This window comes from Virgifigura deserti (assembly GCA_003576685.1).
GTDB lineage: Bacteria > Pseudomonadota > Alphaproteobacteria > Dongiales > Dongiaceae > Virgifigura > Virgifigura deserti.
Genome location: QOZR01000011.1, coordinates 49,196 through 74,128 on the forward strand (window position 1 = coordinate 49,196; position 24,933 = coordinate 74,128).

Consider the following 24,933-nt stretch of genomic DNA (forward strand, 5'->3'; position numbering starts at 1 on the left):
TACCGCTGCAACCCCTCGCCTTCGCTCCATCTCCCTCGAGGAGGCGAGAGAAATTCGACCGCACATTCGTACAGAAAGGCTACGGCGTGGCGGCTAGGCGGGTCAAAGGGAATTGAGGCTCGGCTTCTCCGTCCGGAGAGGCATATAGTGGATTTATCGGGCGCGGCCGGTTTGTTTGGAGGTCTTTTGCGGCCATCGCAAACCAAGTGGCGCCGCCGCGCTGTCGGTGCCCTGCTGGTAGCGCCGCTCGGCTATGCGGTGCTGGCCTATGGCGTCGCGCCGGCCCTCTGGCGCCATTACGAGCATCATCCGGCAATGGAAGGCGCCCCGAAGAAGACCACGACCGCGGCGGGCCTGCCGGGCGATCCGTTGAATATCGGGCTGGTGGGCAGGCAGGAGGAGGTCGTGCGCGCCTTTCTGACCGCGGGCTGGGCACCGGCGGACCCAATCACGCTGCGCACCAGCCTAGCAATCGTGGAGAGCGTGCTGCTCCGGCGAGCCGATCCGACCGCGCCGGTCAGCCCCCTGTTCCTGTGGGGCCGGCGCCAGGATCTGGCCTTCGAGCAGGCGGTCGGCGCTAGCGCGCGGGAACGGCACCATGTGCGGTTGTGGCGCTCGGACGCGCTCGGCGTCGACGGCCGTCCGTTCTGGCTCGGCGCGGCGACGTTCGACCGCGGCGTCGGCATCGGCCATCGGACCGGGCAGGTGACCCATCACATCGCGCCCGATATCGACGCCGAGCGCGCGGCGCTGATGACCGATCTCGTCCGCGCCGGGCAGGTGACGCACCTCTACCAGGTGACCGGCGTCGGCCCGACGCTGCTGGGCCGCAACGGCGAGGGCGACCGCTACTTCACGGACGGCGAGGTGACCGTCGCCGTCCTGTCCCACGGGAATGCGCCTCGGTCGCAACCGCCGGAGCGGCTGCCCAATCCTGCCCCGGTGACATTGAAGAACCGGGTCTGGGCGTGGGCGCGGACCCTGTTGTGAGGATTGCCCCTACCGCATCGTCGGCATGACGAACTCGGCGCCGGCGCGGATGCCGGTGGGCCAGCGGGAGGTGATGGTCTTCAGCTTGGTGTAGAAGCGTACGCCCTCGGGGCCGTGCATATGATGGTCGCCGAAGAGGGAGCGCTTCCAGCCGCCGAAGCTATGGAAGGCCATCGGCACCGGGATCGGCACGTTGACGCCGACCATGCCGATGTCGATCTTCGCCGAGAAGTCGCGGGCGGCATCGCCGTCGCGGGTGAAGATCGCCGCGCCATTGCCGAACTCGTGCTCATTCACGAGGCGAACCGCGCTGTCATAGTCGGGCGCGCGCACGACCGAGAGCACGGGGCCGAAGATCTCCTCCTTATAGATCCGCATCTCCGGCGTCACCTGGTCGAACAGGCAGCCGCCGAGGAAATAGCCGTTCTCGTAGCCCTGCAGCTTCAGGCCGCGGCCGTCGACCACCAGCTTGGCGCCTTCCTCGACGCCCAGATCGACATAGCCGCGCACCTTCTCGAGATGCTGCTTGGTGACGAGCGGGCCCATCTCCGCCTCCGGGTCGGCGCCGGGGCCGACCTTGAGCGCCCGCACCCGCGGCTCCAGCCGCTCGATCAGGGCATCGCCGACGCCACCGACCGCGACCGCGACCGAGACGGCCATGCAGCGCTCGCCGGCCGAGCCGTAGGCGGCGCCCATCAGCGCGTCGGTCGCCTGATCAAGGTCCGCGTCCGGCATCACCACCATGTGGTTCTTGGCCCCGCCCAGCGCCTGCACCCGCTTATTCTGCGCGGCGGCGGTGTGATAGATGTACTCGGCGATCGGCGTCGAGCCGACGAAGCTGACGGCGGCGACGTCGGGATGATGGAGCAGCGCGTCGACCGCCTCCTTGTCGCCATTGACCACATTGAAGACGCCGTCGGGCAGGCCGGCCTGCTTCAGCATCTCGGCCATGAACAGGCCGGCCGACGGGTCGCGCTCGGACGGCTTTAGGATGAAGCTGTTGCCGCAGGCGAGCGCGATCGGGAACATCCACATCGGGACCATGGCGGGGAAGTTGAACGGGGTGATCCCGGCGACCACCCCCAAGGGCTGGCGCACCGACCAGCTGTCCACGGCGGTGCCGACATTCTCGGTGAACTCGCCCTTGAGGAGCTGCGGAATGCCGCAGGCGAACTCGACCACCTCCAGCCCGCGCTGGCAGGAGCCCTTGGCGTCGCTCAGCACCTTGCCGTGTTCGGCCGTCACCAGCGCGGCGAATTCGTCGAGATTGGCCTCGACCAGTGCCTTGAAGTTGAACAGCACGCGCGCCCGGCGCAGCGGCGGCGTCGCCGCCCAGGCGGGAAAGGCTGCTGCTGCGGCGGCGACGGCTTGGCCAACCTCGGCGGTCGAGGCCAGCGGGACGCGACTTGCGACCTCGCCGGTCGCCGGGTTGAACACGTCGCCGAACCGGCCGCTCGCCCCCTCGACGCGTGCGCCGTTGATGAAATGATGCAAGCTCTTCGCCATGACTGTCTCTCCCGCCGCAAGATCGTCCTGTCGCCCGCCCTGCGGTTGTGCGTTTCGATTTTGCTGTATGCGCGGCAAAGTATCCCATCGATGGAGCGCGGCGCAAAGGGCGTCGGTGCGGCGTGGCCGCTGAAAAGCCGCGGGCGCGACCCTATATGCAGCGGATGGGGCCCGGCGGACGCCGGGCGGGTATGGAGCGAGGTGCCGATGCGGAGTTTCATGACGATTACGGCCCTGGCGTTGCTTCTGACGGCGTCGAGCGGCGTTCAGGCGCAAGACAGGGACGAGGCCGACCGGTCGCCGGGCGCGCTTGCCGCGGAGGGGTTGGCGACGGTCTTGCAGGCACTCGACCTTTTCATCCAGTCGATCCCGCAATATGAGCCGCCGGAACTGACGGAAGAGGGCGACATCATCCTCCGCCGCAAGCGGGAGGAGGCCGAGCCCGTGCCGCAGCCCCCGTCGCGGTCGGACGACCGGATCACGATCTAACCTTCGTCGCCCCCTCACCCGTAAGCGTGTGCCGGGCCGTAGTCGCCGATATAGCTGACATGGGTGACGAGGCCGTCTTCCGGCCACCAGTGATGGAGGTGGCAGGCGGGCGGCTCGAGGATCCATGAGACCGGCGCATCCGGATCGACGTCGAGCAAGACCTGATGGGCCGTGCCGGGCGCCGTGGTCACGACCGTTCCGTGCCAGCGCAGGCAGATCGGCCGATGGATATGGCCGCAGAGGATGCGCTCGATCTGCGGGTTGCGGGCGACGATCGTACCGAGTGCCGCGCTGTTCGCGCAGTTGATCGCATCCATCTCGGCGATGCCGCTGACGAAGGGCGGATGATGCATCGCAATCACCGTCGGCTCCGCCGGAGCTTCGGCGAGCCGCGCCTCGAGCCAAGCCAGCCGCTCGCGGCAGAGCAGTCCGCCGGTTTCGCCTGCAACCACCGTGTCGAGAGCGATGATCCGCAGCGGAAATTCGTCCACGACATAGTTCATGAACGTCCCTGCCCGAAGATAGCAATGGTCGGCGAAGACCGCGCGCAGGCTGTCCCGGTCGTCATGATTGCCGGGCATCAGCCGATAGGGCAAGTCCAGTGCTGCAAGCCGCGCGCGAAGATGCTCGTACTCCGAGACCGCGCCGCCATCGACCAGATCCCCGGTTACCAGAACGAGATCGGGACGCGGCCGCAGCCCCTTGAGATGATCGATCGCCCGCGCGAGATAGGCGCCCGTGTCCAAACGGTCGAACAGACGGTGGCCGGCGGCGGTGACGTGCAGATCGCTGATCTGGGCGAGAAGCATAGGCTCGACCGCGTTCTCAGGGTTGCCGGTCCGTGAACTCCCTCTATAAAGGATAGCGACATTCGAATGACGGGACCAGCAGCGGGGGAGACATAGCAATGCCGATCGACGATCCGCTGGGCGCCTTCATGCAGCAGGTCGAGGCGGTCCTGCCGGGCGCGCGGACGGGCCCGCTTGCTGGGCTGCGCTTCGCCGCCAAGGACATCTTCGATGTCGCCCGCCATGTCACCGGCGCCGGCAATCCGGACTGGCTGGCGACACACGCTCCCGCTCCCGCGACCGCCCCGGCGGTCGAAGCGCTCGTCGCCGCCGGCGCCACGATGATCGGCAAGACGATTACCGACGAACTGGCCTACAGCCTCAACGGCGAGAATTTCCATTACGGAACGCCCAAGAACGTCAACGCCCCGGGCCGGATTCCCGGCGGCTCGTCGAGCGGGTCGGCGGCGGCGGTGGCCGGCGGCCTGGTGGATTTCGCCCTCGGCTCCGACACCGGCGGCTCGATCCGTCTTCCGGCCAGCCTGTGCGGCATCTTCGGCTTGCGACCGAGCCACGGCCGCGTGCCGGCCGCGCGGGTCGTGCCGCTCGCGCCCAGCTTCGACGTGGTCGGCTGGTTCGCCCGCGACGCCGATTTGCTGGCCCGTGTGGGAGCGGTCCTGCTCGGGCCGGATCCGACTCCGGCGCGGCTCACGACCCTGTGCGTCGCCGAAGATGCCTTCGCCCTGGCGGAGGAGCCTGTCCGAGCCGCGCTTCGGCCGGCAGTGGATGCCGCGACCACCCTTCTCGGTCCGGCGAAACCGGTGGATGTGGGCGGCGAAGGCGGGGGGCTCGGTGCCTGGATGACCGTCTTCCGCATCCTGCAGGCGCGTGAGATCTGGGCCACCCACGGCGACTGGATCGAATCGGCAAAGCCGCGCTTTGGGCCGGAGATCGCCGCCCGGTTCGCCTGGGCAAAGTCGGTCGCCGAGACGCCGGCCGGCGACGAGGCGGCGCGGCGCGAGGCCTTCACCGCCCGGCTGGACGGACTCCTGGCCGACGGCGCGGTGCTGTGCCTGCCTTCGGCCCCCAGCATTGCTCCGTTGCGCGATCAGCCGGCGGAGGCGTCACAGCAGTTCCGAGACCGGACGCTCAGCCTCACCTGCATTGCCGGCTTGGCCCGGCTGCCGCAGGTGAGCCTGCCGGCGGCACAAATCGAGGGCTGTCCTGTCGGATTTTCCCTGATCGCCCGGCGTGGCGCCGACCGCGCGCTGCTCGATCTCGCGCGGGAATTGGCGCGGCGGCTGAATATCTAACCGGCGACCACCGTAGGAATGATGCGCCGGGCGGGCAGTCGCACCGTCGCCGTGGTGCCTGCTCCAACCTTGCTCTCGAGACTCAGCGTGCCGCCATGGAGTTCGACAAGCGACTTGGTGAGGGGCAGGCCAAGGCCGGCGCCATCGGACTTGCGGCTCAATGAGCAATCGACTTGGCCGAAGGGCTGCATGATCTGTTCCATGTCCTCAGCCGCGATGCCGATTCCGGTGTCCGCGACTGTGAAGACAAAGCCCTGCTGCGGGTCCGCGCCCGCCGAGACGGTGATCGAGCCGCCGCTCGGAGTGAATTTGACCGCATTCGAGAGGAGGTTGATCAGCACCTGTTTCAGCCGCCGCTCGTCGGCGAACAGTCGCGGCAGCGCCGGCGGCAGTTCGCTGTGCAGCGTGACGCCGCCGCGAACGGCGCTGTTCTCGATCAGATTGAGGCAGCAGTCCACCAGAACGGCGCAGTCGACCGGCTCCTCGAACAGTTCGATCTTTCCGGCTCCGGCCTTGGATACATCGAGAATGTCATTGATCAGCGACAGCAGATGGTTGCCGCTCTGGCAGATATGACCGGCATATTCGCGATATTGCGCGTTGCCCAGCGGGCCGAGCACGCCACCTCGCATGATCTCGGAAAAGCCGATGATGGCGTTCAGCGGCGTGCGCAGCTCGTGGCTCATATTGGCCAGAAACTCGCCCTTCGCCCGGCTCGCCTGTTCCGCCGCTTCCTTGGCTTCGCGTAGGGCCTGTTCAGCCTGCCGCCGCTGCAGTTCCATTCCGACCGAGTTGGCGATCAGGTGGACAAGCTGCTCGCCGCGATCGCTGTGGGCGTGGGGCTTGTCGTCCATGGCGAAGACATGGCCGATTCTCCGGCCGGCATCGTCCAAGAACGCCTTACCTTGATAGCTCACTGCCCCAATGTCAGCCAGAAAGCGATCGTCGGGGAAGAGATCGGCGACGCGATTCGGAAAGAAGCAATACGGTCGGTCGTCATACACCGCGGCGCAGGGTGTTCCGGCGAGCTCGTAGGTGAACAGATTGCCGGGCGCGCCATCGCTCCAATGGGAAAGCAGTCGGACCTGCCGCCCGTCGGGAAGCAATTCGGTGACACCGGCCCAGCGGCAACCGAAACCGACCGCAAGAGCCTGCCCGGCGGCCTGCAAGAACGACGAGCCGGAGGATCGATGGCCGACGATGATTGCAAGCGCGTTCTCATGCCGCCACAGATCGGTGATATCGGTCCAGACGCAGACGGTCGATCCGTCCGACATCCTGCGTTCGACGATCTGAACATATCGGCCGTCGGCGAGCCACAGCTCGCGTGGGCCCTCCGGTGCGCGGTGCGCCGCGAGCCGGGTTTCGGCGGAGGCTTCGATCTCTTCTCGGTCGCCAGCATAGACCCCCCGTTCGATCGACACTCGAACAAGCTCTTCGAAGCGCAGGCGTGTATCGAGCAAGTCGGCTAGTTGGGGAAAGAAGCTGGCATAGGTACTGTTCCAGAGCGTGAGGCGATCGTCGGAATCGAACAGGGCAAAGCCGTAGGGAACGCTCTCCAGCGCCGCGAGCAGTTGCGCCTGGGTCAACGCGGCCTGATCATCGCTCCGGCCAGTCATGGCCGCGATCGTCCAGGGTCCGTGGCGATCCGTCCCAGCCTCCAGGATCCGGATAGCGGCTGAGTCTGGTCAAGGCATATGGGCGGCATGGTGTGGTCCGGACTGGAGGAAGTCGACGATCCGTGGAGCATGCGACGGGTGAAAGAGGTGATCTGGGCCGCCGGGGGCTATGAGCCTATCCTCTTTCACGAACGTAACCCATTTCTTAACAGCTGACGGCTGCTCTCCCGGTGCTCCGTCAGGAATCGTATGACACGACCGAAAAGAATGGAACGGCTAGCTTTGCCCGCCCCTTCAGGAAGGCCAGTTCGATGATGCAGGCGGCGGCGCGGACGTCGGCTTCGACCTTGCGGAGCAGGTCTATGGAGGCGGCCATGGTCCCGCCGGTGGCGAGAAGGTCATCCAGCACGACGACGCTTTGCCCCGGGCGGATGGCGTCGGCCTGGATCTCGACCGTATCCGTGCCGTATTCGAGGTCGTAGGTATAGGGGATCGTTGGTCCGGGCAGCTTGCCTTTCTTGCGGACCATGACGAAGCCGCATCCGATTTCATAGGCCAGAGGTGCCGCCACCAGGAAGCCTCGCGATTCGATTCCGACCAGAAGGTCCGGCTGACAAGGCCGCACCGCCTCGGCGAGTTGGCGCACCGTCTCCCGCCATGCATCGGCATGCGCCAAAAGCGTTGAGATGTCGTAGAACAGGATGCCTGGCTTCGGGAAGTCGGGGACCTGACGGATATGAGTCTTGATGAGCATGCATCGGTTCCATGGGCTGTCGCGGGAGATCGCCGGCTTTTGCTCCGGCAAATTCAGTCGCCTTCAGTATATCCCCGAGTATTATAGCGCCCGGGGCAGGGGAACAATCTGAATGGCGACTGCCGCAGGGTGGTTCGATACCGCGCGGGACGGCGAAGATCTGGTCATTGCGATCGGTGGCCGCTGGACCCTCGAGGCGGCGAAGTCGCTGGATGCGTCGCTGCAACGGCTTTTGCCTGCCGGGGCGCGCAGCGCACGCTTCGATCTCGCGCCTCTCGAGGAGCTGGATACCGCCGGCGCCTGGCTGATCGAGCGGACGCGTCTGGCGTTCGACGCCGCGGGCGTGCCGGTGACGATCAGCGGCGTGCATCCGGAGCACGCCCAGCTTCTCGATCGTGTCGCCGAAGCGGGGCCGCCGCCACCGCCGATGGTCCGGGCGCGCAAGGTTCCTGGCGTCGATTTCGTCGCAGGTGTCGGCGAGGGGGCTGTCGCCGCCCTGCGCCAAGGGCGCGATCTGCTGGGCTTCTTCGGCCTTGTCATCTTGACCGCCCTGGGCGTGATTGCTCGTCCCGGCCGGATTCGAATGGTGTCCGCCGTCAGCCATCTCGAGCGGGTCGGCCTGAATGCCATGCCGATCGTGGGGTTGATCTCCTTCCTCGTCGGCGTCGTCCTCGCCTATCAGGGCGTCGATCAGCTTCGCCAGTTCGGCGCCGAGGTCTTCACGGTAAATCTGGTCGGCATCGCCGTGCTCCGCGAGATGGGGATTCTGCTGACGGCGATCGTCGTTGCCGGTCGCTCGGGGAGCGCCTTCACGGCGCAGATCGGCACCATGAAGGTGAACGAGGAAGTGGATGCGCTGCGCACCCTCGGGCTCGATCCGGTGGAAGTCCTCGTCCTACCGCGGATTCTGGCGCTGATGATCGCCCTGCCGCTGCTGGCGTTCTTCGCCGACATCATGGCGCTGCTCGGCGGCGGCCTGATGTTGGTCGTGCTGATCGACGCGACCTTTCCGCAGATGATGCAGCAAATGCAGGACGCCGTCGCGCTTTCTCATCTCTGGGTCGGGCTGAGCAAGGCGCCGGTCTTCGCATTCCTGATCGCCATGGTCGGCTGCTTCGAGGGGCTGCGGGTGAGCGGCAGCGCCGAAAGCGTCGGGCGCCTGACGACCCAGTCCGTCGTCGAGTCGATCTTCCTGGTTATCGTGGTCGACGCCATCTTCTCGATCCTGTTCTCGTATATGGGGGTGTAGCGGGTCGTGACGGAACCAGAGCGCGACCGCCGGGCGCCGGCGATCTCCATCCGCGGCCTGCGTACGCAGTTCGGCCGGCAGGTGATCCACGACGGCCTCGATCTCGACGTGCGACTCGGCGAAGTCCTGGGCGTGGTCGGCGGGTCCGGCACCGGAAAGTCGGTCCTGCTGCGCACGATCATCGGTCTCAACCGGCCCCGCGCCGGGACCATCAAGGTCCTCGGCCAGGAGCAAGCCCGAATGAGCGCGGCGCAATGGCGCCGGCTTCAGGTTCGCTGGGGCGTCCTGTTTCAGAACGGGGCTCTGTTCAGCTCCATGACCGTCGCACAGAACGTTCAGCTGTCGTTGAAGGAGCATACCGCCCTGCCGCAACGGCTGATGAACGAACTGGCGGCCTTGAAGATCGAACTGGTCGGGCTTCCGGCCGACGCGGCGGGAAAATACCCGGCGGAACTCTCCGGCGGCATGCGCAAGCGGGCCGGCTTGGCGCGTGCACTGGCGCTCGATCCCGAAATTCTGTTCCTCGACGAGCCGACCTCCGGACTCGACCCGATCGGCGCGGCGGCCTTCGACGAGCTGATCCGCAGCCTTCAGCAGAGTCTCGGACTGACCGTGTTCATGGTCACGCACGATCTGGACAGTCTTCGGGCGATCTGCGACCGTATCGCCGTCCTTGTCGAAAAGCGCATTCGAATCGGTACCATGGAGCAGCTTCTGCAAGACGATCACCCGTGGATTCACGAATATTTCCACGGACCGCGCGCGCGCGCGGCGCTGGGCGCGTAGTCTGCGATGGAAACGCGGGCCAGCTATGTTGCCGTCGGCTCCTTTGTTCTCATCCTTGTGGCGGGGCTGGTCGGGTTCATCATTTGGCTGGGCAAGGTCCAAGGCCAGGAAGATTTCGCTTTCTATGATGTCCTCTTCGAGGGTGCGGTCACGAACCTGCAGGTCGGTAGCGCCGTCCGCTATCGCGGCCTTGCGGTCGGTCGCGTCGTCGATATGCGCATCGACGACGAGGATATCGACCGGGTACGGGTAACGATCCAGGTCAAGCCGGACACACCGATCCGCACCAACACGGTGGCGTCCCTGGAGTATCAGGGGATTACCGGGGTCGCCTACGTCCAGCTCACCGGCGGCGCGCCGGCCGGCGAACCGCTTCCCGAGAGAACCCAGCCGCCTTATCCGGTCATCGCGTCGAAGCCGTCGCAATTGGCGCAGCTCTTCGAGGGTGCGCCGGACTTGGTGACGAGTCTCAACGCGCTGGTCGACCGCGTGACGCTGCTGTTCAGCGACCGGAACCGGCAGGCGATCGACGAGACTCTTCGATCCCTCCAACTTCTGACCACCACCTTGGCGCGCGACACGGGCGGCCTCAACCAAGTCCTGACCGATGGCGCCGCCGCGGCCGACCAAGTGCGTATGATGGCGGCGGAGTTCGAACGGCTCGCCAGCGATGCTCGCGGTCAGTTGAACAGTGTCGGCGGCGAGGCGGAAGCAACGATCGCGGAGCTTCAGGAAACCGCCGATTCATTCTCGGCCGTGGCCAGCGAGATCGAGCTGCTGGTCCATGATAGTCGCGCTCCGATCCGGGACTTCACCGCGAGCGGCCTCTATGAGCTGACGCAGTTGATCACGGAGACGCGCCTTTTGGTAGCATCGCTGTCGCGCGTTTCATCGCAGATCGAGCGTGACCCGGCACGCTTTTTCTTCGGCGACCGGAGCAGAGGATTCGAGGCGCAATGACGTCCACCACATTCATGCGGCGCGGCATCGTCCCGGTCATGGTCCGGATGATCTTCCTCGGGCTGGTGCTGGCCACGGCGTCCGGTTGCGGCGTGCTGCCGTCTACCGTGAACGACCCGCTTCAGCTCTACACGCTGACGCCGAAGACGACGTTCGAGGGAACGCTTCCGAAAGTCGATTGGCAGCTCGTCGTCGAACTGCCGAATGCCGCCGCAGGGTTGGACACATCGCGAGTGGCCCTCTCCCGCTCGCCCTATACGATCGAGTATTACAGTAATGCCACCTGGACCGACAACGCGCCGGCGATGATCCAGACCCTGCTGATCGAGTCCTTCGAGAGCACCCGCAGCATCGTTGCGGTGGGGCGCGAGGTCATCGGCCTTCGGCCGGACTTCATCCTGCAAACGGACCTGCGGGAGTTCCAGGCGGTTTACGAAGAGAACGCCGCCGTTCCGACCGTTTGGGTCCGCATGAACGCGAAGCTGGTAGAGATGCCGGAGCGGCGGATCATCGCCTCGCAAACATTCGAGCGGCGCGTAGCGGCATCCGGCCGCAGCTTCGAGAATGTGATCGAGGCCTTCGACACGGCGTTGGGCGGGGTAATCAAGCAGATCGTGCTGTTCACCCTCACCACGCCGCCGGCAAGTCTCCAAGGCGACGCGTAACCCCAGCCACCATCTTGCGCAAAATCCGACAGAACGGGTGACCCTATGACCTGTGTGATTCCATGACTCATGTCTTCCATCGCGATCCCCGCGCGACGCTGCCGGTCGCAGTGCGCGGCGAGGGTGTCTATATCCTGGATGAGGCTGGCCGCCGCTACCTCGATGCGTCGGGCGGGGCGGCGGTGTCCTGTCTCGGCCATAGCCACAAAAAGGTCGTCGAAGCGATTCAGAGGCAGGCGGCGACGCTGCCGTTCGCCCATACCGGCTTCTTCACCAATCGACCGATGGAGGAACTGGCGGACGTCCTGATCGCCGACGCACCCGCCGGGCTCGATAAAGTCTATTTTGTGTCGGGCGGGTCGGAGGCAACCGAGGCAGCGTTGAAGCTGGCGCGCCAATATTTCCTTGAGCAGGGCCAGCCGAAGCGCCGGCATTTCATCGCGCGGCGGCAGAGCTATCACGGGAATACGCTCGGCGCGCTGGCGGTCGGCGGCAATGCGAACCGTCGCCGGCCTTACGAGCCCCTGCTGATGGCGGTGAGTCATATCGCTCCCTGCTACGCTTATCGGGAGCAGCGGCCGGAGGAGACGGACGAGGCTTATGGCCAGCGCGCGGCCGACGCGCTGGAGGCGGCGATCCTGGAACTGGGCGCGGAGTCGGTCGCCGGTTTCATCGCCGAGCCTGTCGTGGGGGCGACGCTCGGCGCGGTGCCGGCGGTGCCGGGCTATTTCAAGCGCATCCGCGAGATCTGCGATCGTCACGGGGTGCTGCTGATCCTCGACGAGGTGATGTGCGGGATGGGCCGCACCGGCACGCTCTATGCCTGTACCCAGGACGGCGTGGCGCCGGACCTGCTGACCGTCGCCAAGGGATTGGGCGCCGGCTACCAGCCGGTCGGCGCGCTTCTGGCCTCGCGCCGGATCTTCGAAACTGTGACGTCGGGCTCGGGTCAGTTCCGTCATGGTCATACCTATATGGGGCATGCCACCGCTTGCGCCGCCGCCCTGGCAGTGCAGCAGGTGATTCGGGAGGACGATCTGCTGGAAGCGGTGAACCGCCAGGGGCGCTTGTTGCGCGCGCTCCTCGACGACCGTTTTGCCGACCACCCCAATGTCGGTGACATCCGCGGTCGCGGCCTTTTCCTGGGACTCGAGATTGTCGCCGATCGGGCGACCAAGGCGCCATTCGATCCGGCACTGCAGCTCCATGCGCGCATCAAGACCGAAGCAATGCGTCAGGGGCTGATGTGCTATCCGATGGGTGGAACGGCCGATGGAATCGCGGGTGACCATGTGCTGCTGGCGCCGCCCTTCATCATCACTGACGACGAGGTGCGGGAGATCGTCGATCGGTTGGCCAAGGCGATCGATCTGGCGCTCGACACGGCCCCTCTTTCACGGTGAAGAAAAGAACATCCGGCGCATGAGAATGATACGTATCAACACGATTGCCGCGGCCGGCCTGGCCATCTGCCTTCTCTTCGGAACGACCCGGAGCGACGCGGCGGACTCGGAGTCCGGATCGGAGGGCCAGGATCCGGCCCCGCCGGCCGAACAGATCCTCTTCGTCGGCACGGGGCCGGTCGTTGGCGTGTATTTTCCCGCCGGCGGCGCCGTCTGCAGCATGGTCAATCGCGAGCGGGCGCTCCACGGGATCCGCTGCACCGTCGAGAGCACCGAAGGCTCGATCGACAATCTCGCGGCGCTGCGCAGTGGCGACCTGGACATGGCGGTCACCCAATCGGACTGGCAGTATTACGCCTATGAGGGCAAGGCGCTGTTCGAGGAGGACGGCGCGTTCGAGGAGTTGCGGTCGATCCTCACCCTGCATGGCGAGCCGATCACCGTGGTCGCGCATCCCGATGCGGATATCGAGACGCTGCCCGACCTCGTGGGGAAACGCATCAATATCGGCGTACCTGGGTCTGGTCAGCATGTCATGGCCGAGACGCTGATCGAGACGCTTGGCTGGACGTCGGAAGACTTCGCGGCGCTGTTGGAGATTGAGGTGAATGAGCAGTCACGTGGGCTCTGCGCCGGCGCGTTCGACGCCTTTATCCTTCCGGTCGGGCATCCGAACGGTGCCATTCAGGAAGCGGTCCGGGGCTGCGGCGCCGTGCTCATCGACCTCTCCGGCGCCGAAATTGACCAGTTGATCGAAGACACGCCCTACTTCGCGAAGACGGTGATTCCGGCCGGGACCTATCCCGGGAACCCCGACGCTATAGCAGCCTTTGGCGTGAAGGCGACGCTCGTGGCGACGACGCGCTTGAGCGAGGAGATGGTGTATCAGGTCGTCAAGGCCGTCTTCGAGAATTTCGACCACTTCAAGGCCATGCATCCGGCGTTTGCCGGACTGACTCCCGAAGAGATGATCGGGGCCGGGAACTCGGCCCCCCTGCATCCAGGGGCGCTTCGCTATTACAAGGAGCGGGGCTGGCGGTGACAGGCGCCCTGGAGCGTCGGGAATCGGGTGTCGGGCGGTTAACGTTTGAGCTGCCGCCGACGTCTTGATCCTTCTGAGTTTCGATCTTAAGACCGCCTTAACCGGACGTCGACATACTGTCAACCGGTCCGACAGAGGCCACGCGGGCTTGCGGCCGGAATAGGCAAATGGTGGAAGCCGTCCAAGGCGATGACGAGCAATCTTACGGAAGCCGACGTCACCCGTCTTCTGCATGACCCGTCGCCGGAGGCGCGTGCGGAGACGGCGGCAAAAATCGCCGTCAGCTTCGAGCGAGCCAAACTCAACGAGACCGAGCGCCGTATCGCCACCGATATCTTTCGCGTCATGGCGCGCGACGTCGCCGTGCATGTTCGCGAGACGCTCTCCCGGAACCTGAAGGCGAGTGACGATCTGCCGCACGATCTGGCGCTCGTCCTGGCGCGCGATGTCGAGTCCGTGGCGCTCCCGATCCTCGAGCACTCCGCTGTTCTGACCGACGAGGACCTGGTCGAGATCGTTCGCGGATCGAGCGCCGAGAAGCAGGCCGCGATCGCCCGGCGGACATCGGTTTCCGCGCCCGTTGCGGACGCCTTGATCGACAGCCGGAACGAAGGCGCCGTTGCCCATCTGGTCGAGAACGCGGGCGCCGAACTGTCTGAAAAGGCGCTGCAGCAGGTTCTCGACAGCTATGGCGAGGAAGACTCGGTCAAGGGATCGATGGCTCGTCGCGCGAAGCTCCCGATCACGGTGGCCGAAAGGCTTGTCGTGATGGTTTCCGACAACCTGCGCGAATATCTGGTCACCCACCATGAGCTGTCGCCCGCACTCGCCACCGACTTGATTCTCGAGAGCCGCGAGCGCGCGACGGTCGGCCTCCTCCCGCCCGCCGCGGAGGCACCGGACATCGAGAAGCTAGTGCGGCAGCTGAAGGTGAATGGCCGGCTCACGCCGTCGATCGTCCTGCGGGCACTGTGCTTGGGCGACCTTGCCTTCTTTGAAGCGAGCCTGGCGGTTCTCGCGAAGACTCCGATCGTCAATGCGCACACGCTGATCCACGATCCCGGCTCGCTCGGGCTGAAGTCTCTGTATCTCCGCGCCAGTCTTCCGGAGCGCATGTACCCGGCTTTCCGCGTCGCGGTGGATGTCGCCCGTGAAACCGAATATGACGGCGGCGAGCGCGATCGCGAGCGCTATGTCTCCCGCATGATCGAGCGGATTCTGACGCAGTATGAGAATGTCGGTTTCGACAATCTGGACTATCTGCTGAAGAAGTTGAAGCAGCTCGCAGCCTGACGGGCCGGCGGCCGGTCACCCGGATCCGTCGGACCGGCGGCTAAAGATGGTCGGTCTCGAGATCCCCGCAGGAATAGCCGAGCGCGGACAGGGCCTCCTCCATATAGTCGGCGACGAGCGGCGTTCCGATCAGATAGTCGGGCGCCTGGTCGTTCTCGATTTGCTTCGCCTCTTCCAGGACAGTCTCCCATTCGTCCTTGGTGTAGTCGCCGCGTCCGATCCACATCAGCGCGAGCAGCGAGGCGGTCTCCTCCTCGTTCAGGGACTCGAGGAAGGATCGCATCTCGATCTGAACCGGGTCGCTTCCGTAATCCTCAAGAATTTCCCGGAAATCGTCGTCCGAGACATTCGACCCCGGGTCCGGTTCGACCACCCCGGTCTTGGCTTGGAACTGCCGGGCTTTGATGATGAAGTAGCAGGCTTTCTCCGGATCGATCGCTATCATCTCGCCTCCAATCTTGACGGCCTCTGGCTTTATGTCTCCATGATTAGGAAAGGGGCGGAGAATCACAATTGCCGCCCGGCAAAGAAAAGGCCGGGGCTTTCAGAGCCCCGGCGAGTCGACAGGGAGGCTGCCGTAATTCGCTGCCAGGGGAAGCAGCAACCGCCACGGGCACGGGCGGATCTCTACCTCAATAACGGTTCGTGATTTCCGAAGGTTCCACCTGGTCCGGAAATCTCGGACGGTTCCGCAATACTACCCGCAGGAACAATGTCTTTACCAAGAACGTTATCGGGCCATGGAACCAAGCGTCAGCGGCGCGGCGCTCACAGCACTGTTGGAGGAAGCGTGTCTGGAAAGCGGGCCCTACTGCTGGTGAACGCGAAGAGCCGGCGTGGAAAGGTCGATTTCACGGCCGCGCTCGATCGGCTGCGTCAGGACGATTTGGAACTGATCGAGGCGTTCACGCGCCGGCCGCGGGAGATCCCGGAGGTCATCCGCCGTCATCGGGACGAGATCGATTGCATCATTCTCGGCGGTGGCGACGGCACGCTGAATGCCGCAGCGGAAGCCCTGCTCAACGCCGGCTTGCCGCTCGGTATCCTGCCGATGGGGACCGCCAACGATTTCGCCCGGACGCTAGGAATCCCGACGACGCTGCCGGAGGCCTGCGAAGTTATCGTCGGTGGCGTTCTGCACCCGATCGACCTCGGCGTGGTCAACGGAAAATATTTCTTCAACGTTGCGAGCATGGGGTTGAGCGTGCAGTGTGCTCGCCGTCTGACGGGCGAGGTCAAGCGCCGTTGGGGTGTGCTGGGATACGCGATCTGCACGCGTGACGCGCTGAAGGCGACCCGGACCTTCTCGGCGGAAGTGACTTGCGACGGGCGGACTTCCCGCTTCCGCTCCATTCAGATCGCTGTCGGCAACGGGCGGCACTATGGTGGCGGGCTCACCGTCTCCGAGGACGCGGCCATCGACGATGCGCGACTAGACCTCTACAGCCTCAGGCCGCAGAGCATCTGGTCGCTGATTGCGCTGATCCCATCGATGCGCAGCGGGCGGCATGGTCGGTGGGAGAGCGTCGATCTGCTGCATGGGCAGAAGATGCGAATCGTTACCGATGAGCCGATGCGCATCAACACCGACGGAGAGGTGACGACGCGCACGCCGGCTGAGTTCCGCGTGCTCCCGGGCGCGCTGTCCGTATTCGTGCCCGAACGTTACGTGCTCGACCGAAAGGAGGCCCTCCGTGCTGCGGGATGAACGGCAGATCGCGTTGAACGACGTGATCGTGGCGTGCAAGGACGCCGCGGACGGATATGACGACGCTGCAGACGCGTCGGGAGAGCCGGAACTGGCGGCTCTCTTTCGCACCTACGGGCGGCGGCGGCGCGAGGTCGCCGCGGAGCTGGAGACGCATATTCGGGATCTCGGGGACCTGCCGCGCAACCCCGACGCCGATGCGGAAACCATCGAGCGGCTGTTCACCCAATTGAAGGCGATCCTTTCCGCTGACGAGCGCGCGACGCTGCTGGAAGAGCGCGAGCGCGGCGAAGTGGAGATCGGCCGTCTTGTCGAGGCCGCTCTGAACACGGACCTGCCGGAGGGGACGAAGACGGCCCTGCGTCAGCTCGGGCAGGAGGCGTCGGAGGCGGCGCAGTGCCTGGCCGCGGCGCGCGCGCCGCAAAATACCTGACCGCGGCGCGCGCGATGATGGCCTTCAGAGTCCGCGGGCGTCGGAGAAGTCCGTCCGCTCAAGATTCGTGAAGGAAAACTTGGCGCCCGTGAGATCGGCGCCGCGAAACCGTCCACGCCGCAGATCGGCTCTGCTGAAATCGACGGGCCAATAGCGCTGGTCGCCCTGGTCGGTGCCTTCGAACGGCGCGGCCGTGAAGCTTGTATTTACCGCATCGATGTCGCAGAGCTTCGCACCGCGAAAGGACGCCCCCGAGCAGTCGGCTCCGGCGAGTGATGCTCCCGAGAGATCGGCGGCGTCGAAGCAGGCGAACCGCAGGCGCGTATGATCGAATCTCGCCTTCTGCAGGCGTGCGTTGCTGAAGGAGGCGGCACTGAGTTCCTGGCCCGCAAAATCGACGCCCTGAAGGTCCGCCCCATCAAACGCGGCCCGTCGCCCGCGCCGACCGCCGCTTTCGACCCAAACGGCGTGATCGCGAAGCATATCGGTGACCGCGGCGGCGTCGACGACGCGGTCGGCGAGAATCGCCTGCGACAGGTCCGCGTCGACCAGTCGGCACTCCATCAAATCGGCTCCGGTCAGCACCGTCCGTGTCAGCTTGACATTGGCAAGCTGCGCCCGGTTCAGCTTGGCATTGGTCAGGTCCGCGCCGGTGAGATCGGCACCGCTGAGATCGGCATCCGTGAAATCGGCGTTGCGCAGCACGGTCCCGGTCAACACGGCATCGCGCAGCAGAACGCCGGACAGGTTGGCGCCTGTGAGATCGGTGTTGGTGATCGTCGCGCCTTCCATCCGCAGGCCGGCCAGATCGGCATAAATCATGTTGGAATCGCTGATTGTGACGCCGTCCGCCTTGGACAGCGATAGGCTGATGAGCTGCCCGTTGTCCCAGCAGGCGAAGGAGCTTTCCTGGAGGTTCACGCCTTGCATGTCGCAGCCGATGATCCGCGCTCCGCCGAGGTGCGTGCCCCGCATGTTGGCCCGCAGGAGTGTTGTCCGCTCCAGTGTCGCGTCGGTCAGATCGGCGCCGAAGAGATCCGCTTCGGCCAGGTCGCAGTCGGCGAAGAGACATGCGACCATGCAACTGCCGAGGAAGCGTGCACGGCTCAGGTTCCGCTCCGTGAAGCGCTGCCCGCCCAGCATCTGACGCGAGAAGTCGGCCTGCGCTCCGCCGGCGTTGGAAAGCCATTTCAGGTGCTTGTCGAAGACCTGCTGCAGCTGTGCCTGCTCCATCGCCATTCCGCATCCGGAAATCGTCTCGACGACCCAGGACAGCATGAAATAATTACCAAGTCCTTCAGGGGCCGGAGCAACAGGCGTTAAGCACTTCGTCAGCCGCCGCCGATCCCCTCGGTGATGCGGCCCGTTCCGTTACAGGTCGGGCATCTGTCCCCATCCTGGCGGCCGGTGCCGGAGCAGTCGCGGCACAGATCCTCACCGGTTCCGGGGGTGTCGGGCGGAGCCTCGTCTCCGGGATTCAGCTCGTCGCCGCCGGATGCACGGTATTGCCAGGGTATTTCGCCTTCCTGTTCGACCATTCTCGTACTCCACTCGCCATATTCTTCCTGTGAGAGGCCCTATTCGGCGCCTTTTGAACCAGGAACCCGGAACAAGGCGTCCGGTTCCGCCGCCGCGGATGCGACCGGCCGCTGAAACAGGCGGATTCGGAAAATTGCAATCCGCCGTGTTTTGCCGCATCATTTAGGGTGTTTCGGGAGTGCTTGTTGCAAGTTCAGCGACGGGCAGGAACCGAAGCAAGGCGGCAGAGTGCCGTGACACCAGCAATCATCCAGCGGCGAAGGATCGTTGCGATGATGTGCATTCGCTTTAGCAAAGGAGAGATGGCGCGTTCGAACGCCCCGTCCGATGTGCCTTCACTCCGGAGGTGCTGCGTCGTGCCGCAACTCCGACGACCAGGGAGGAATGAATGGCTGAGGTCGACTGGCGTCTGAAAGGGGAGTGGGTGAAGAATTGCAACTGCGCCTTCGGCTGCCCGTGCGACTTCAACGCGCGGCCGACCCAAGGGCACTGCGAAGGTCTGGTGGCGATGAACATCCAGGAGGGCCATTTCGGCGATGTCCGGCTGGACGGCCTGAAGTTCGTCGTGACGGTGAGTTGGCCGGGAGCGCTGCACGAGGGCAACGGAACCATCCAACCGATCATCGACGAGCGCGCGGACCAGCAGCAGCGCGAGGCGCTTCTGGCAATCATGTCGGGCCAGCATTCGGCGGACGGCACGCTCTTCAATATCATGAGCCTGATCGTGACCGAGATTCTGGAGCCGCAGTTCGCGCCGATCGATTTCACGTTCGACATGGAGGCGCGGCGGGCACGGGTCTCGGTTCCGGGCATTCTCGAGACGGAGGTGGAGCCGATCCGCAACCCGGTGACCGGCGCCGAGCATCGGATCCAGGTGATGATGCCGGACGGCTTCGAACACCGCGGTGCCGAGGTCGCCAGCGCCCGCATCGCCAGCACCGGCGGGATCAAGTTCGAGACGCCACAGGGCCACAGCTCGCTGGCGACGGTCGAGCAGACGCCGACGGGCGTCGCTGCCTAGAGCCCGGACAGGATAATAGGGAGGGGGCCGATGACCGGCACGACCACGCTGGAACGGCTGCTGCGCCGTGACCGCGCGGTGGTGGTTGCGGGGCTCGTCGGCGTGATCCTCCTGTCCTGGGCCTATCTGCTCCTTGGCGCCGGGATGCCGATGGACCCGATGTCGATGGGCGAGGCGATGGCCGGCATGGCGCCGATGGCCTGGTCGCCGTCCTACGCCCTGCTGATGGTCGTCATGTGGGCGGTGATGATGGCGGCGATGATGCTGCCGAGCGCGGCGCCGATGATCCTTCTGTTCGCGGCCATCGACAGAAAGCGCCGCCAGGGCGGTTCGCCCTATGGCCGGACCTGGGCTTTCGCGTTGGGTTACGTCGTCGTCTGGCTGGGCTTCAGCCTCGTGGCCGCCGCCCTGCAATGGCAGTTGGAACGCGTCGCGCTCTTGTCGCCGATGATGGCCAGCACGAGCGCCGTTTTTGGCGGCGTCGTCCTGCTGGCCGTGGGATTCTATCAGCTGACACCGCTGAAGCAGGCCTGTCTGAAGCACTGCCGCTCGCCTTTGGACTTCATCCTTCATCACTGGCGTGCCGGTATGGGCGGCGCGACGGCAATGGGCTTGGCACATGGGGCCTATTGCCTGGGTTGCTGCTGGATGCTGATGGCGCTGCTGTTCGTCGGCGGTGTCATGAACCTGCTCTGGATCGCCGCCATCGCGGCGTTCGTGCTGGTCGAGAAGACAGCGCCTGCCGGTCACTGGCTCGGTCATGCCGCGGGACTCGTCCTGATCGTCTGGGGGGGCGCGACCATCGCATCCGCTCTGCCGTAATTTAAATCAGTCGCCTGCGCGGAATGCGCGGCGGAACTCGCCTCGAGGGGAAGGCGTTCTCGTCTCGTGGGACGATCGGCAAAGGGCGAAGCCATGGAGCATAGAAGACGTCAGAGCATTGCAATCTATCATGCGCCGGGATCCGAGCGCCTGGAACGGTTGGCAGGCTTTCTGGACGATCTGTCCGCCGATGCGCTCACCTTCTGCTGCTGGTACAGCCGGGGAAAGGGGTGCGCGGTCGGCTTGGCCGCCGCCATGAATCCCTGGTTCCGGGCCCAGGGCCTTCGACTCGAAAGCGCGGAGAGCGTGAAGGATTGCCGGCCGGTCTATCGCAACCATTCGGATTGGCAGGCCGTGGCGACGTTCTTCGGGCTCACCAACGAGGATGCGCGGGCCCTGTTCGATCGGGGCGGCTATGGCGGTCAGGCGCGCCCGCACCCGCGGCAGGTGGCGCGAAAGATCCGCGCCCATCTGAAAGCGAGCGAGCTTCACGCGATCCCCGCGTGAACGCGCCGCCTCGCGTCGCTCGACATCGCCATAGAGTGAACCAGCCGCACAGAGTGATGTGAGGCGTCGGCGGGACGGGCGATCGGCGATGACGGTGTTCTTCACCAGCGACACGCATTTCGGCCATGGCGGCGCGCTCGGCCTGTTCGGGCGTCCCTTCGCGTCCGTGGCGGAGATGGATGCGGAGCTGATCCGGCGCTGGAACGACAGCGTCGGCCCGGAGGACGACGTCTGGCATCTCGGCGATTTCGCGATTCGGCAACGGGCCGGGCGCATGGCGGAGATCCTCGAGGCGCTCGCCGGTCGCAAGCATCTGGTCGTCGGCAACAATGACGGCGAGGTGACCACCAGCCTACCGGGTTGGGCCAGTGTGCAGCCCTATGCGGAAATCATGCTCGACGACACGCGCCTCGTCCTGTGCCACTACCCGTTCCGGTCTTGGAACGGCATGGGCAAAGGCGCCGTCAATCTGCATGGCCACAGCCATGGCCGCATGGCGCCACTGCCGCGACAGGCGGATGTCGGCGTCGATCTATGGGACTTCCGGCCGGTGACGTTGGCGCAGCTTCGCCTCGGCCGGCGGCGCAAGGCGCGATGATTCTCTCCCCATACCGGGACGGGCGCCAGGGCCTGTGTCCTGCGCTATGCTCGGGAACGGTCGATCGGAAGGCGAATTTCGAAGCGGGCGCCATGCGGGGCCGGGACGCTGTCAAACTGCGCGTCGAGCTGGCTGGTCAAGGCGGTAACGATCTTGATGCCGAGAGTGCCGCACGCCGTGAGGCGGATGCCTTCGGGCAGGCCGGCCCCATCGTCCGACACGGTGATTCGCAGCAACCCGTCGGAGTCCAGCTTGCTTTCGACGCGAACCGTTCCCTCGGTCGCTTGCGAAAATGCGTGCTTCAACGCGTTGGTGACGAGCTCGTTGATAATGAGCGCGAGCGGGATCACGCGGTCAGTCGGCAAGGTGACGTCTGCCGCATCGACCAGTAGCGTGATCGGCTTTTCTCCGGCGGACAGCATGTCGGCGAGGTCAGCGCAGAACTCCCGAAGGTACTGACCGAACTCAATCGATTCCGTGTTTGTGCCTTGATAGAGACGCTGATGGACGCGCGCGACCGTGCCGATTCGGTTGCGGGCTTCGACCAGGTACTTCCGCGACTCCTCCGGGACGGTCGTGCTCTGAAGCATGAGGAGGCTCGATATAAGCTGAAGATTGTTCTTGATCCGGTGATTCGCCTCCCTTAACAGGACGTTCTTCTGCTCGACCAGCATGTCCTTTCGCTGCAGCAGGGTCTCCTTTTCCGAAAGCGCATCCTGGAGGGCCGCTTCCTTGGCCTTCCGCCGCGTGATGTCTGTCACCACGCCGACGATGCGCGCGGGCGCGCCATCCGCGTCCGCGACGACCTCTCCGCGAATCGCCAGCCAGCGAATGGAGCCGTCGGCCCGGATCACGCGGTGTTCGCCGGCGACGCCGCCTGATTCGGCAATGGCAGTGGTCAGCTGATTCCGCAGCGCTGCGGCGTCCTCCGGCTGCATGCGGGTGAGGATGTGAGAGATCTCCGGCGGGGCTTGGCCGGGTTCGAGCTCGAAGAATCGATCGACGGCGGGGGACCGCAGAACTCTTTGAGTTTGCAAGTCATAGTCCCAGATGCCCATTTTGGCCGTTTCCAAGGCCAGGGCCAGCCGCTGCTCGCTCGCATGGAGCGCCGAGATAAACCGCTTCAGCCTCACCATCCTCTGGTTCAGCGTCGCCAGGGTGCGTCGCGTCGCGCCGAGATGTTTCCGGAAGGCAACCGGACCCTGACAGAGCGCCGCCGACGCCCGCCTGACCGCCGCGCCGCAGTGAGTCAGCGCGCGCATGCAGTGCTTCAGGGTGCGCAGAGCGCGACCGCCGGAGCCGTGGTCACCAAGCCCGGTTTCCATATCGTTGCCGATATCCGGCTTCGGCGGAGCGAACCTGTCTTGCACGTCGATCATTCTCCCTCTTCTCCACCGAAACGCTTCGGATTGAAGCATGCTTAGCGGCCGCTTCTCTTGACGGGCAGATCATCGGGACGGCTGTTCCAAAGTGAGCTTCAGCCGCGCGGCATCGCGCTAAACTTGGTGCGGTGTCCAGGCGGGACAATGCCCGGTCGCGCCGACCCTTGCGCCCTTCAAACGAAAAATCCGCGCGGCGCTGGAACGTACGTTGACCGCGACTGTTTACCATGCGCAGACCGAAAACCCAATCGCGAGAGACGGAGTCGCCGTTCAGCGCGGCGAAAGGATGGAGAACAGGATGCTTGACGGCTATGGCCCGGAGGAGCTTCGACAAGTTGTGCGCGATCTTGCCGAGGCAACAGCGATGGTCGTGGGAAAGGCGAGCCTTACCCATGCCGCTGCGATGCGAGCGATCAGGACGGGGACGAAGGCGGACGCCGAACAGTTCTTTCTCCATCTGGGCCGTCTCAATGAAGCCGATCAGATTCGTATCGCGCAGAAGCGGGATTCGCTCCTGATCGAGCGGTGGACGCAGGCGGTTTTCGGCTCGGCCGAGCCTGCGGACGAATATTGGTCGCGTTGGAAGGAGTAGGAGGCGCGGCACACCCCGACGTGCGGTGGCATATAGCGCAGCCGCCGGGAGCCGCGGGGATGCCGCTGTCTCAAGGACTGGCGTACCCTTTGGGACGAAGATCGAGCCGGTACTGCGATGGGTCCCGGGTGAAGAACAGGCCCGCTTGACGTTCGGATGACCGCGGCAGGTAATCGATCGTCGCCTCGCTGCTCTCCACGATCGAGCCGTCCCGCATCAATGTTCCCTCGATCGTCAGTGCCGCCGCGGTTGATCCGCCGCGGTTGGCGGCCTTGACCGTCACCAGGTAACCCTCGCCGCTCGGCGCGACAGACTCGGCGGTAACGAGGACCGACGGCGGTTCGGACCGGGTGGTCAGCGCAAAATATGCCAGATAGCCGACCGCGCCGACGATCAGGACCAAGCCCAGCGCCGCCACCGCCCACTCCCACGGCGATGTCGCCTCCGCCGGATGCGCGTGATGTCGCGCGTCGCGGGTATCTGCCTGTGCGGCCTTCGCGTTGCTCATCGGATCGCTCCCATGCTCAAAGAAGCAGGCGCGCTGCGGCGGCGCCGATGGCGCCGGGAAAGCCGAGCACGACCGTTGTGCTCAGGATTTCCTCGAGCGCCGTCCCGGTCGTTCGCCCGAAGCTCCAAAGGATATACAGGCTGATGATCAGCACGATGGCGTAGCCGACGACAGTGAATCGGAGAAAGAGGCTCCAGAAGGTTGCCGTGTCGGGCGGCTCGGGCCGTCCTCGGAAATCGACGGCATAAACGAATGCGTGCATGAGCGCCAAGGACAGAAGGACAAGCGCGATCTCCTGCCACGTTGCCATTGTGTAGGCGATCAGAATCATTTCTTCGGTCGGCGCCACGTTGAGGGACAGAAACAGCGCACCGACCGCCATCAGGAAGATTTCGCCGGCATAACTCGACTTCTCTTTCCTCTCCTTTTGTTCGCGGTCTTCCTGCTTGGACTGCGCGTCATTGTTCTGTTGCCCAGATAGCTGACTGCGTGCCAGCATCGCGCCTATGCTGGCCGGAATCGCCTGCAGAGCGATCTTGCCGATCAGCTCGTCCGGAGACATTTCGGGCGTGACGATGCCGAAGATCGCCAGGATGATGGCGGAGGCGATCGAGCCGACGGCAAAGGCGACGAAGGCATCGACGATTTCGTCGCGCAGCCCTGACGTCTCCTTGAAGCCGCTGTAATAGCCCAGCCCCGCAAGCAGCGGCAGAAGCAGCACAAGAAGCAGTATCAGCCGCAACGGGTCCATGTAGAATCCGAGCTGCCACATCTCCATCGTCATCAGCATGGGAAGCGCAAAGATGAGCGCTCCTGCGAAAGCGCGTGCCAGACCAACGGCGAAGCGGCGATTCTGGGCGGACCTCCGTTCGGAGATTGCGCCTGATGAGAGAGTTGCCATGGAAATGTCGGGACCTCTCTTGGCCGCCCTTCGTGGATCGGTCGCGGGATGAGCCTCGTTCTCGA

27 protein-coding genes are annotated in these 24,933 nt (G+C 65.1%); 17 read left to right on the top strand and 10 right to left on the bottom strand.

The genetic code is table 11. From position 1 onward, the window contains the following. The first annotated feature begins 186 nt into the window (after positions 1-186). Positions 187-990, top strand: coding sequence for an LssY C-terminal domain-containing protein (locus DT069_RS18305; RefSeq protein ID WP_119461777.1), 804 nt, complete (start codon positions 187-189; stop codon positions 988-990). A 9-nt stretch (positions 991-999) separates the two neighbouring features. On the opposite strand, the gene DT069_RS18310 is transcribed toward DT069_RS18305, so the two are convergent. After that, positions 1,000-2,496, bottom strand: coding sequence for a CoA-acylating methylmalonate-semialdehyde dehydrogenase (locus tag DT069_RS18310; RefSeq protein ID WP_119461778.1), 1,497 nt, complete (start codon positions 2,494-2,496; stop codon positions 1,000-1,002). A gap of 219 nt (positions 2,497-2,715) precedes the next feature. Here DT069_RS18310 and DT069_RS24715 point away from each other — a divergent pair, with 219 nt between their 5' ends. Then, entirely contained in the window at positions 2,716-2,985 is a 270-nt protein-coding gene (locus tag DT069_RS24715; protein WP_162913279.1) for a hypothetical protein, read from the top strand. A 14-nt stretch (positions 2,986-2,999) separates the two neighbouring features. Here DT069_RS24715 and DT069_RS18320 read toward each other — a convergent pair whose 3' ends face one another. Continuing rightward, positions 3,000-3,794, bottom strand: a complete 795-nt coding sequence (locus tag DT069_RS18320) for a phosphodiesterase (protein WP_119461780.1) — start codon at positions 3,792-3,794, stop codon at positions 3,000-3,002. Between the two features lie 98 nt (positions 3,795-3,892). On the opposite strand from DT069_RS18320, the gene DT069_RS18325 reads away from it, so the two are divergent. Then, positions 3,893-5,086: an amidase gene (locus tag DT069_RS18325; protein WP_119461781.1), complete on the top strand. Its 1,194-nt coding sequence runs from the start codon at positions 3,893-3,895 to the stop codon at positions 5,084-5,086. Here the strand turns inward: DT069_RS18325 and DT069_RS18330 are convergent. Next, positions 5,083-6,705, bottom strand: a complete 1,623-nt coding sequence (locus DT069_RS18330; RefSeq protein WP_119461782.1) for a sensor histidine kinase — start codon at positions 6,703-6,705, stop codon at positions 5,083-5,085. The genes DT069_RS18325 and DT069_RS18330 overlap by 4 nt on opposite strands. Before the next feature lie 238 nt (positions 6,706-6,943). Then, the gene (locus DT069_RS18335) at positions 6,944-7,459 is read right to left on the bottom strand and encodes an adenine phosphoribosyltransferase (protein WP_119461783.1); all 516 of its coding nucleotides are present in this window, start codon (positions 7,457-7,459) and stop codon (positions 6,944-6,946) included. A gap of 112 nt (positions 7,460-7,571) precedes the next feature. Between DT069_RS18335 and DT069_RS18340 the strand changes: the two genes are divergently transcribed. The 7 genes from DT069_RS18340 (at position 7,572) to spbR (ending at position 14,857) form a co-directional block, all read left to right on the top strand. Further along, the gene (locus DT069_RS18340; protein WP_119461784.1) at positions 7,572-8,708 is read left to right on the top strand and encodes an MlaE family lipid ABC transporter permease subunit; all 1,137 of its coding nucleotides are present in this window, start codon (positions 7,572-7,574) and stop codon (positions 8,706-8,708) included. 6 nt (positions 8,709-8,714) lie between these two features. Then, entirely contained in the window at positions 8,715-9,494 is a 780-nt protein-coding gene (locus DT069_RS18345; protein WP_119461785.1) for an ABC transporter ATP-binding protein, read from the top strand. A 6-nt stretch (positions 9,495-9,500) separates the two neighbouring features. Further along, complete coding sequence (locus tag DT069_RS18350; protein ID WP_119461786.1) at positions 9,501-10,454, top strand: MlaD family protein; 954 nt, start codon at positions 9,501-9,503, stop codon at positions 10,452-10,454. Next, positions 10,451-11,119, top strand: a complete 669-nt coding sequence (locus tag DT069_RS18355) for an ABC-type transport auxiliary lipoprotein family protein (RefSeq protein WP_119461787.1) — start codon at positions 10,451-10,453, stop codon at positions 11,117-11,119. The genes DT069_RS18350 and DT069_RS18355 overlap by 4 nt, the downstream gene beginning before the upstream one ends. A 62-nt stretch (positions 11,120-11,181) precedes the next feature. Beyond that, positions 11,182-12,522 carry an aspartate aminotransferase family protein gene (locus tag DT069_RS18360; protein WP_119461788.1) on the top strand — a complete coding sequence of 447 codons (1,341 nt, stop codon included), beginning with the start codon at positions 11,182-11,184 and terminating at the stop codon, positions 12,520-12,522. A gap of 19 nt (positions 12,523-12,541) precedes the next feature. Continuing rightward, on the top strand, positions 12,542-13,564 hold the full coding sequence (locus tag DT069_RS18365; RefSeq protein WP_119461789.1) for a TAXI family TRAP transporter solute-binding subunit: 1,023 nt from the start codon (positions 12,542-12,544) through the stop codon (positions 13,562-13,564). Positions 13,565-13,753: 189 nt separating this feature from the next. Next, complete coding sequence (spbR, locus tag DT069_RS18370; RefSeq protein WP_119461790.1) at positions 13,754-14,857, top strand: SpbR family protein; 1,104 nt, start codon at positions 13,754-13,756, stop codon at positions 14,855-14,857. A 40-nt stretch (positions 14,858-14,897) separates the two neighbouring features. On the opposite strand, the gene DT069_RS18375 is transcribed toward spbR, so the two are convergent. Then, the gene (locus DT069_RS18375) at positions 14,898-15,302 is read right to left on the bottom strand and encodes a DUF3775 domain-containing protein (RefSeq protein WP_119461791.1); all 405 of its coding nucleotides are present in this window, start codon (positions 15,300-15,302) and stop codon (positions 14,898-14,900) included. 345 nt (positions 15,303-15,647) lie between these two features. Between DT069_RS18375 and DT069_RS18380 the strand changes: the two genes are divergently transcribed. Together DT069_RS18380 and DT069_RS18385 are read left to right on the top strand one after the other, a co-directional pair. Then, positions 15,648-16,565 (top strand): lipid kinase, encoded by a 918-nt coding sequence (locus tag DT069_RS18380; protein ID WP_425450362.1) that lies wholly within the window; start codon positions 15,648-15,650, stop codon positions 16,563-16,565. Then, positions 16,552-16,998 carry a PA2169 family four-helix-bundle protein gene (locus tag DT069_RS18385; protein ID WP_162913280.1) on the top strand — a complete coding sequence of 149 codons (447 nt, stop codon included), beginning with the start codon at positions 16,552-16,554 and terminating at the stop codon, positions 16,996-16,998. Before DT069_RS18380 ends, DT069_RS18385 begins: the two co-directional genes overlap by 14 nt. A 24-nt stretch (positions 16,999-17,022) precedes the next feature. Here the strand turns inward: DT069_RS18385 and DT069_RS18390 are convergent, their stop codons facing one another. Then, complete coding sequence (locus tag DT069_RS18390) at positions 17,023-18,276, bottom strand: pentapeptide repeat-containing protein (protein WP_119461794.1); 1,254 nt, start codon at positions 18,274-18,276, stop codon at positions 17,023-17,025. 53 nt (positions 18,277-18,329) lie between these two features. Further along, on the bottom strand, positions 18,330-18,536 hold the full coding sequence (locus tag DT069_RS18395) for a hypothetical protein (protein WP_119461795.1): 207 nt from the start codon (positions 18,534-18,536) through the stop codon (positions 18,330-18,332). A 389-nt stretch (positions 18,537-18,925) separates the two neighbouring features. Between DT069_RS18395 and DT069_RS18400 the strand changes: the two genes are divergently transcribed. The 4 genes from DT069_RS18400 (at position 18,926) to DT069_RS18415 (ending at position 21,485) form a co-directional block, all read left to right on the top strand. Then, positions 18,926-19,558 carry a DUF1326 domain-containing protein gene (locus DT069_RS18400; RefSeq protein WP_119461796.1) on the top strand — a complete coding sequence of 211 codons (633 nt, stop codon included), beginning with the start codon at positions 18,926-18,928 and terminating at the stop codon, positions 19,556-19,558. Positions 19,559-19,588: 30 nt separating this feature from the next. After that, positions 19,589-20,380: a DUF2182 domain-containing protein gene (locus DT069_RS18405; RefSeq protein ID WP_119461797.1), complete on the top strand. Its 792-nt coding sequence runs from the start codon at positions 19,589-19,591 to the stop codon at positions 20,378-20,380. Positions 20,381-20,473: 93 nt separating this feature from the next. Further along, a complete protein-coding gene (locus DT069_RS18410; RefSeq protein ID WP_119461798.1) occupies positions 20,474-20,887 on the top strand; it encodes a hypothetical protein in 414 nt (137 codons plus the stop codon). A gap of 88 nt (positions 20,888-20,975) precedes the next feature. After that, positions 20,976-21,485 carry a metallophosphoesterase family protein gene (locus DT069_RS18415; RefSeq protein ID WP_119461799.1) on the top strand — a complete coding sequence of 170 codons (510 nt, stop codon included), beginning with the start codon at positions 20,976-20,978 and terminating at the stop codon, positions 21,483-21,485. A 44-nt stretch (positions 21,486-21,529) separates the two neighbouring features. Here the strand turns inward: DT069_RS18415 and DT069_RS18420 are convergent, their stop codons facing one another. Further along, positions 21,530-22,864 (bottom strand): sensor histidine kinase, encoded by a 1,335-nt coding sequence (locus tag DT069_RS18420; protein ID WP_162913281.1) that lies wholly within the window; start codon positions 22,862-22,864, stop codon positions 21,530-21,532. A gap of 301 nt (positions 22,865-23,165) precedes the next feature. Between DT069_RS18420 and DT069_RS18425 the strand changes: the two genes are divergently transcribed. After that, positions 23,166-23,459, top strand: a complete 294-nt coding sequence (locus tag DT069_RS18425) for a hypothetical protein (protein WP_119461801.1) — start codon at positions 23,166-23,168, stop codon at positions 23,457-23,459. 70 nt (positions 23,460-23,529) lie between these two features. Here the strand turns inward: DT069_RS18425 and DT069_RS18430 are convergent, their stop codons facing one another. Then, on the bottom strand, positions 23,530-23,967 hold the full coding sequence (locus DT069_RS18430) for a hypothetical protein (protein WP_119461802.1): 438 nt from the start codon (positions 23,965-23,967) through the stop codon (positions 23,530-23,532). A gap of 16 nt (positions 23,968-23,983) precedes the next feature. Beyond that, a complete protein-coding gene (locus DT069_RS18435; RefSeq protein ID WP_425450363.1) occupies positions 23,984-24,757 on the bottom strand; it encodes a TIGR02587 family membrane protein in 774 nt (257 codons plus the stop codon). Between the last annotated feature and the right edge of the window lie 176 nt (positions 24,758-24,933).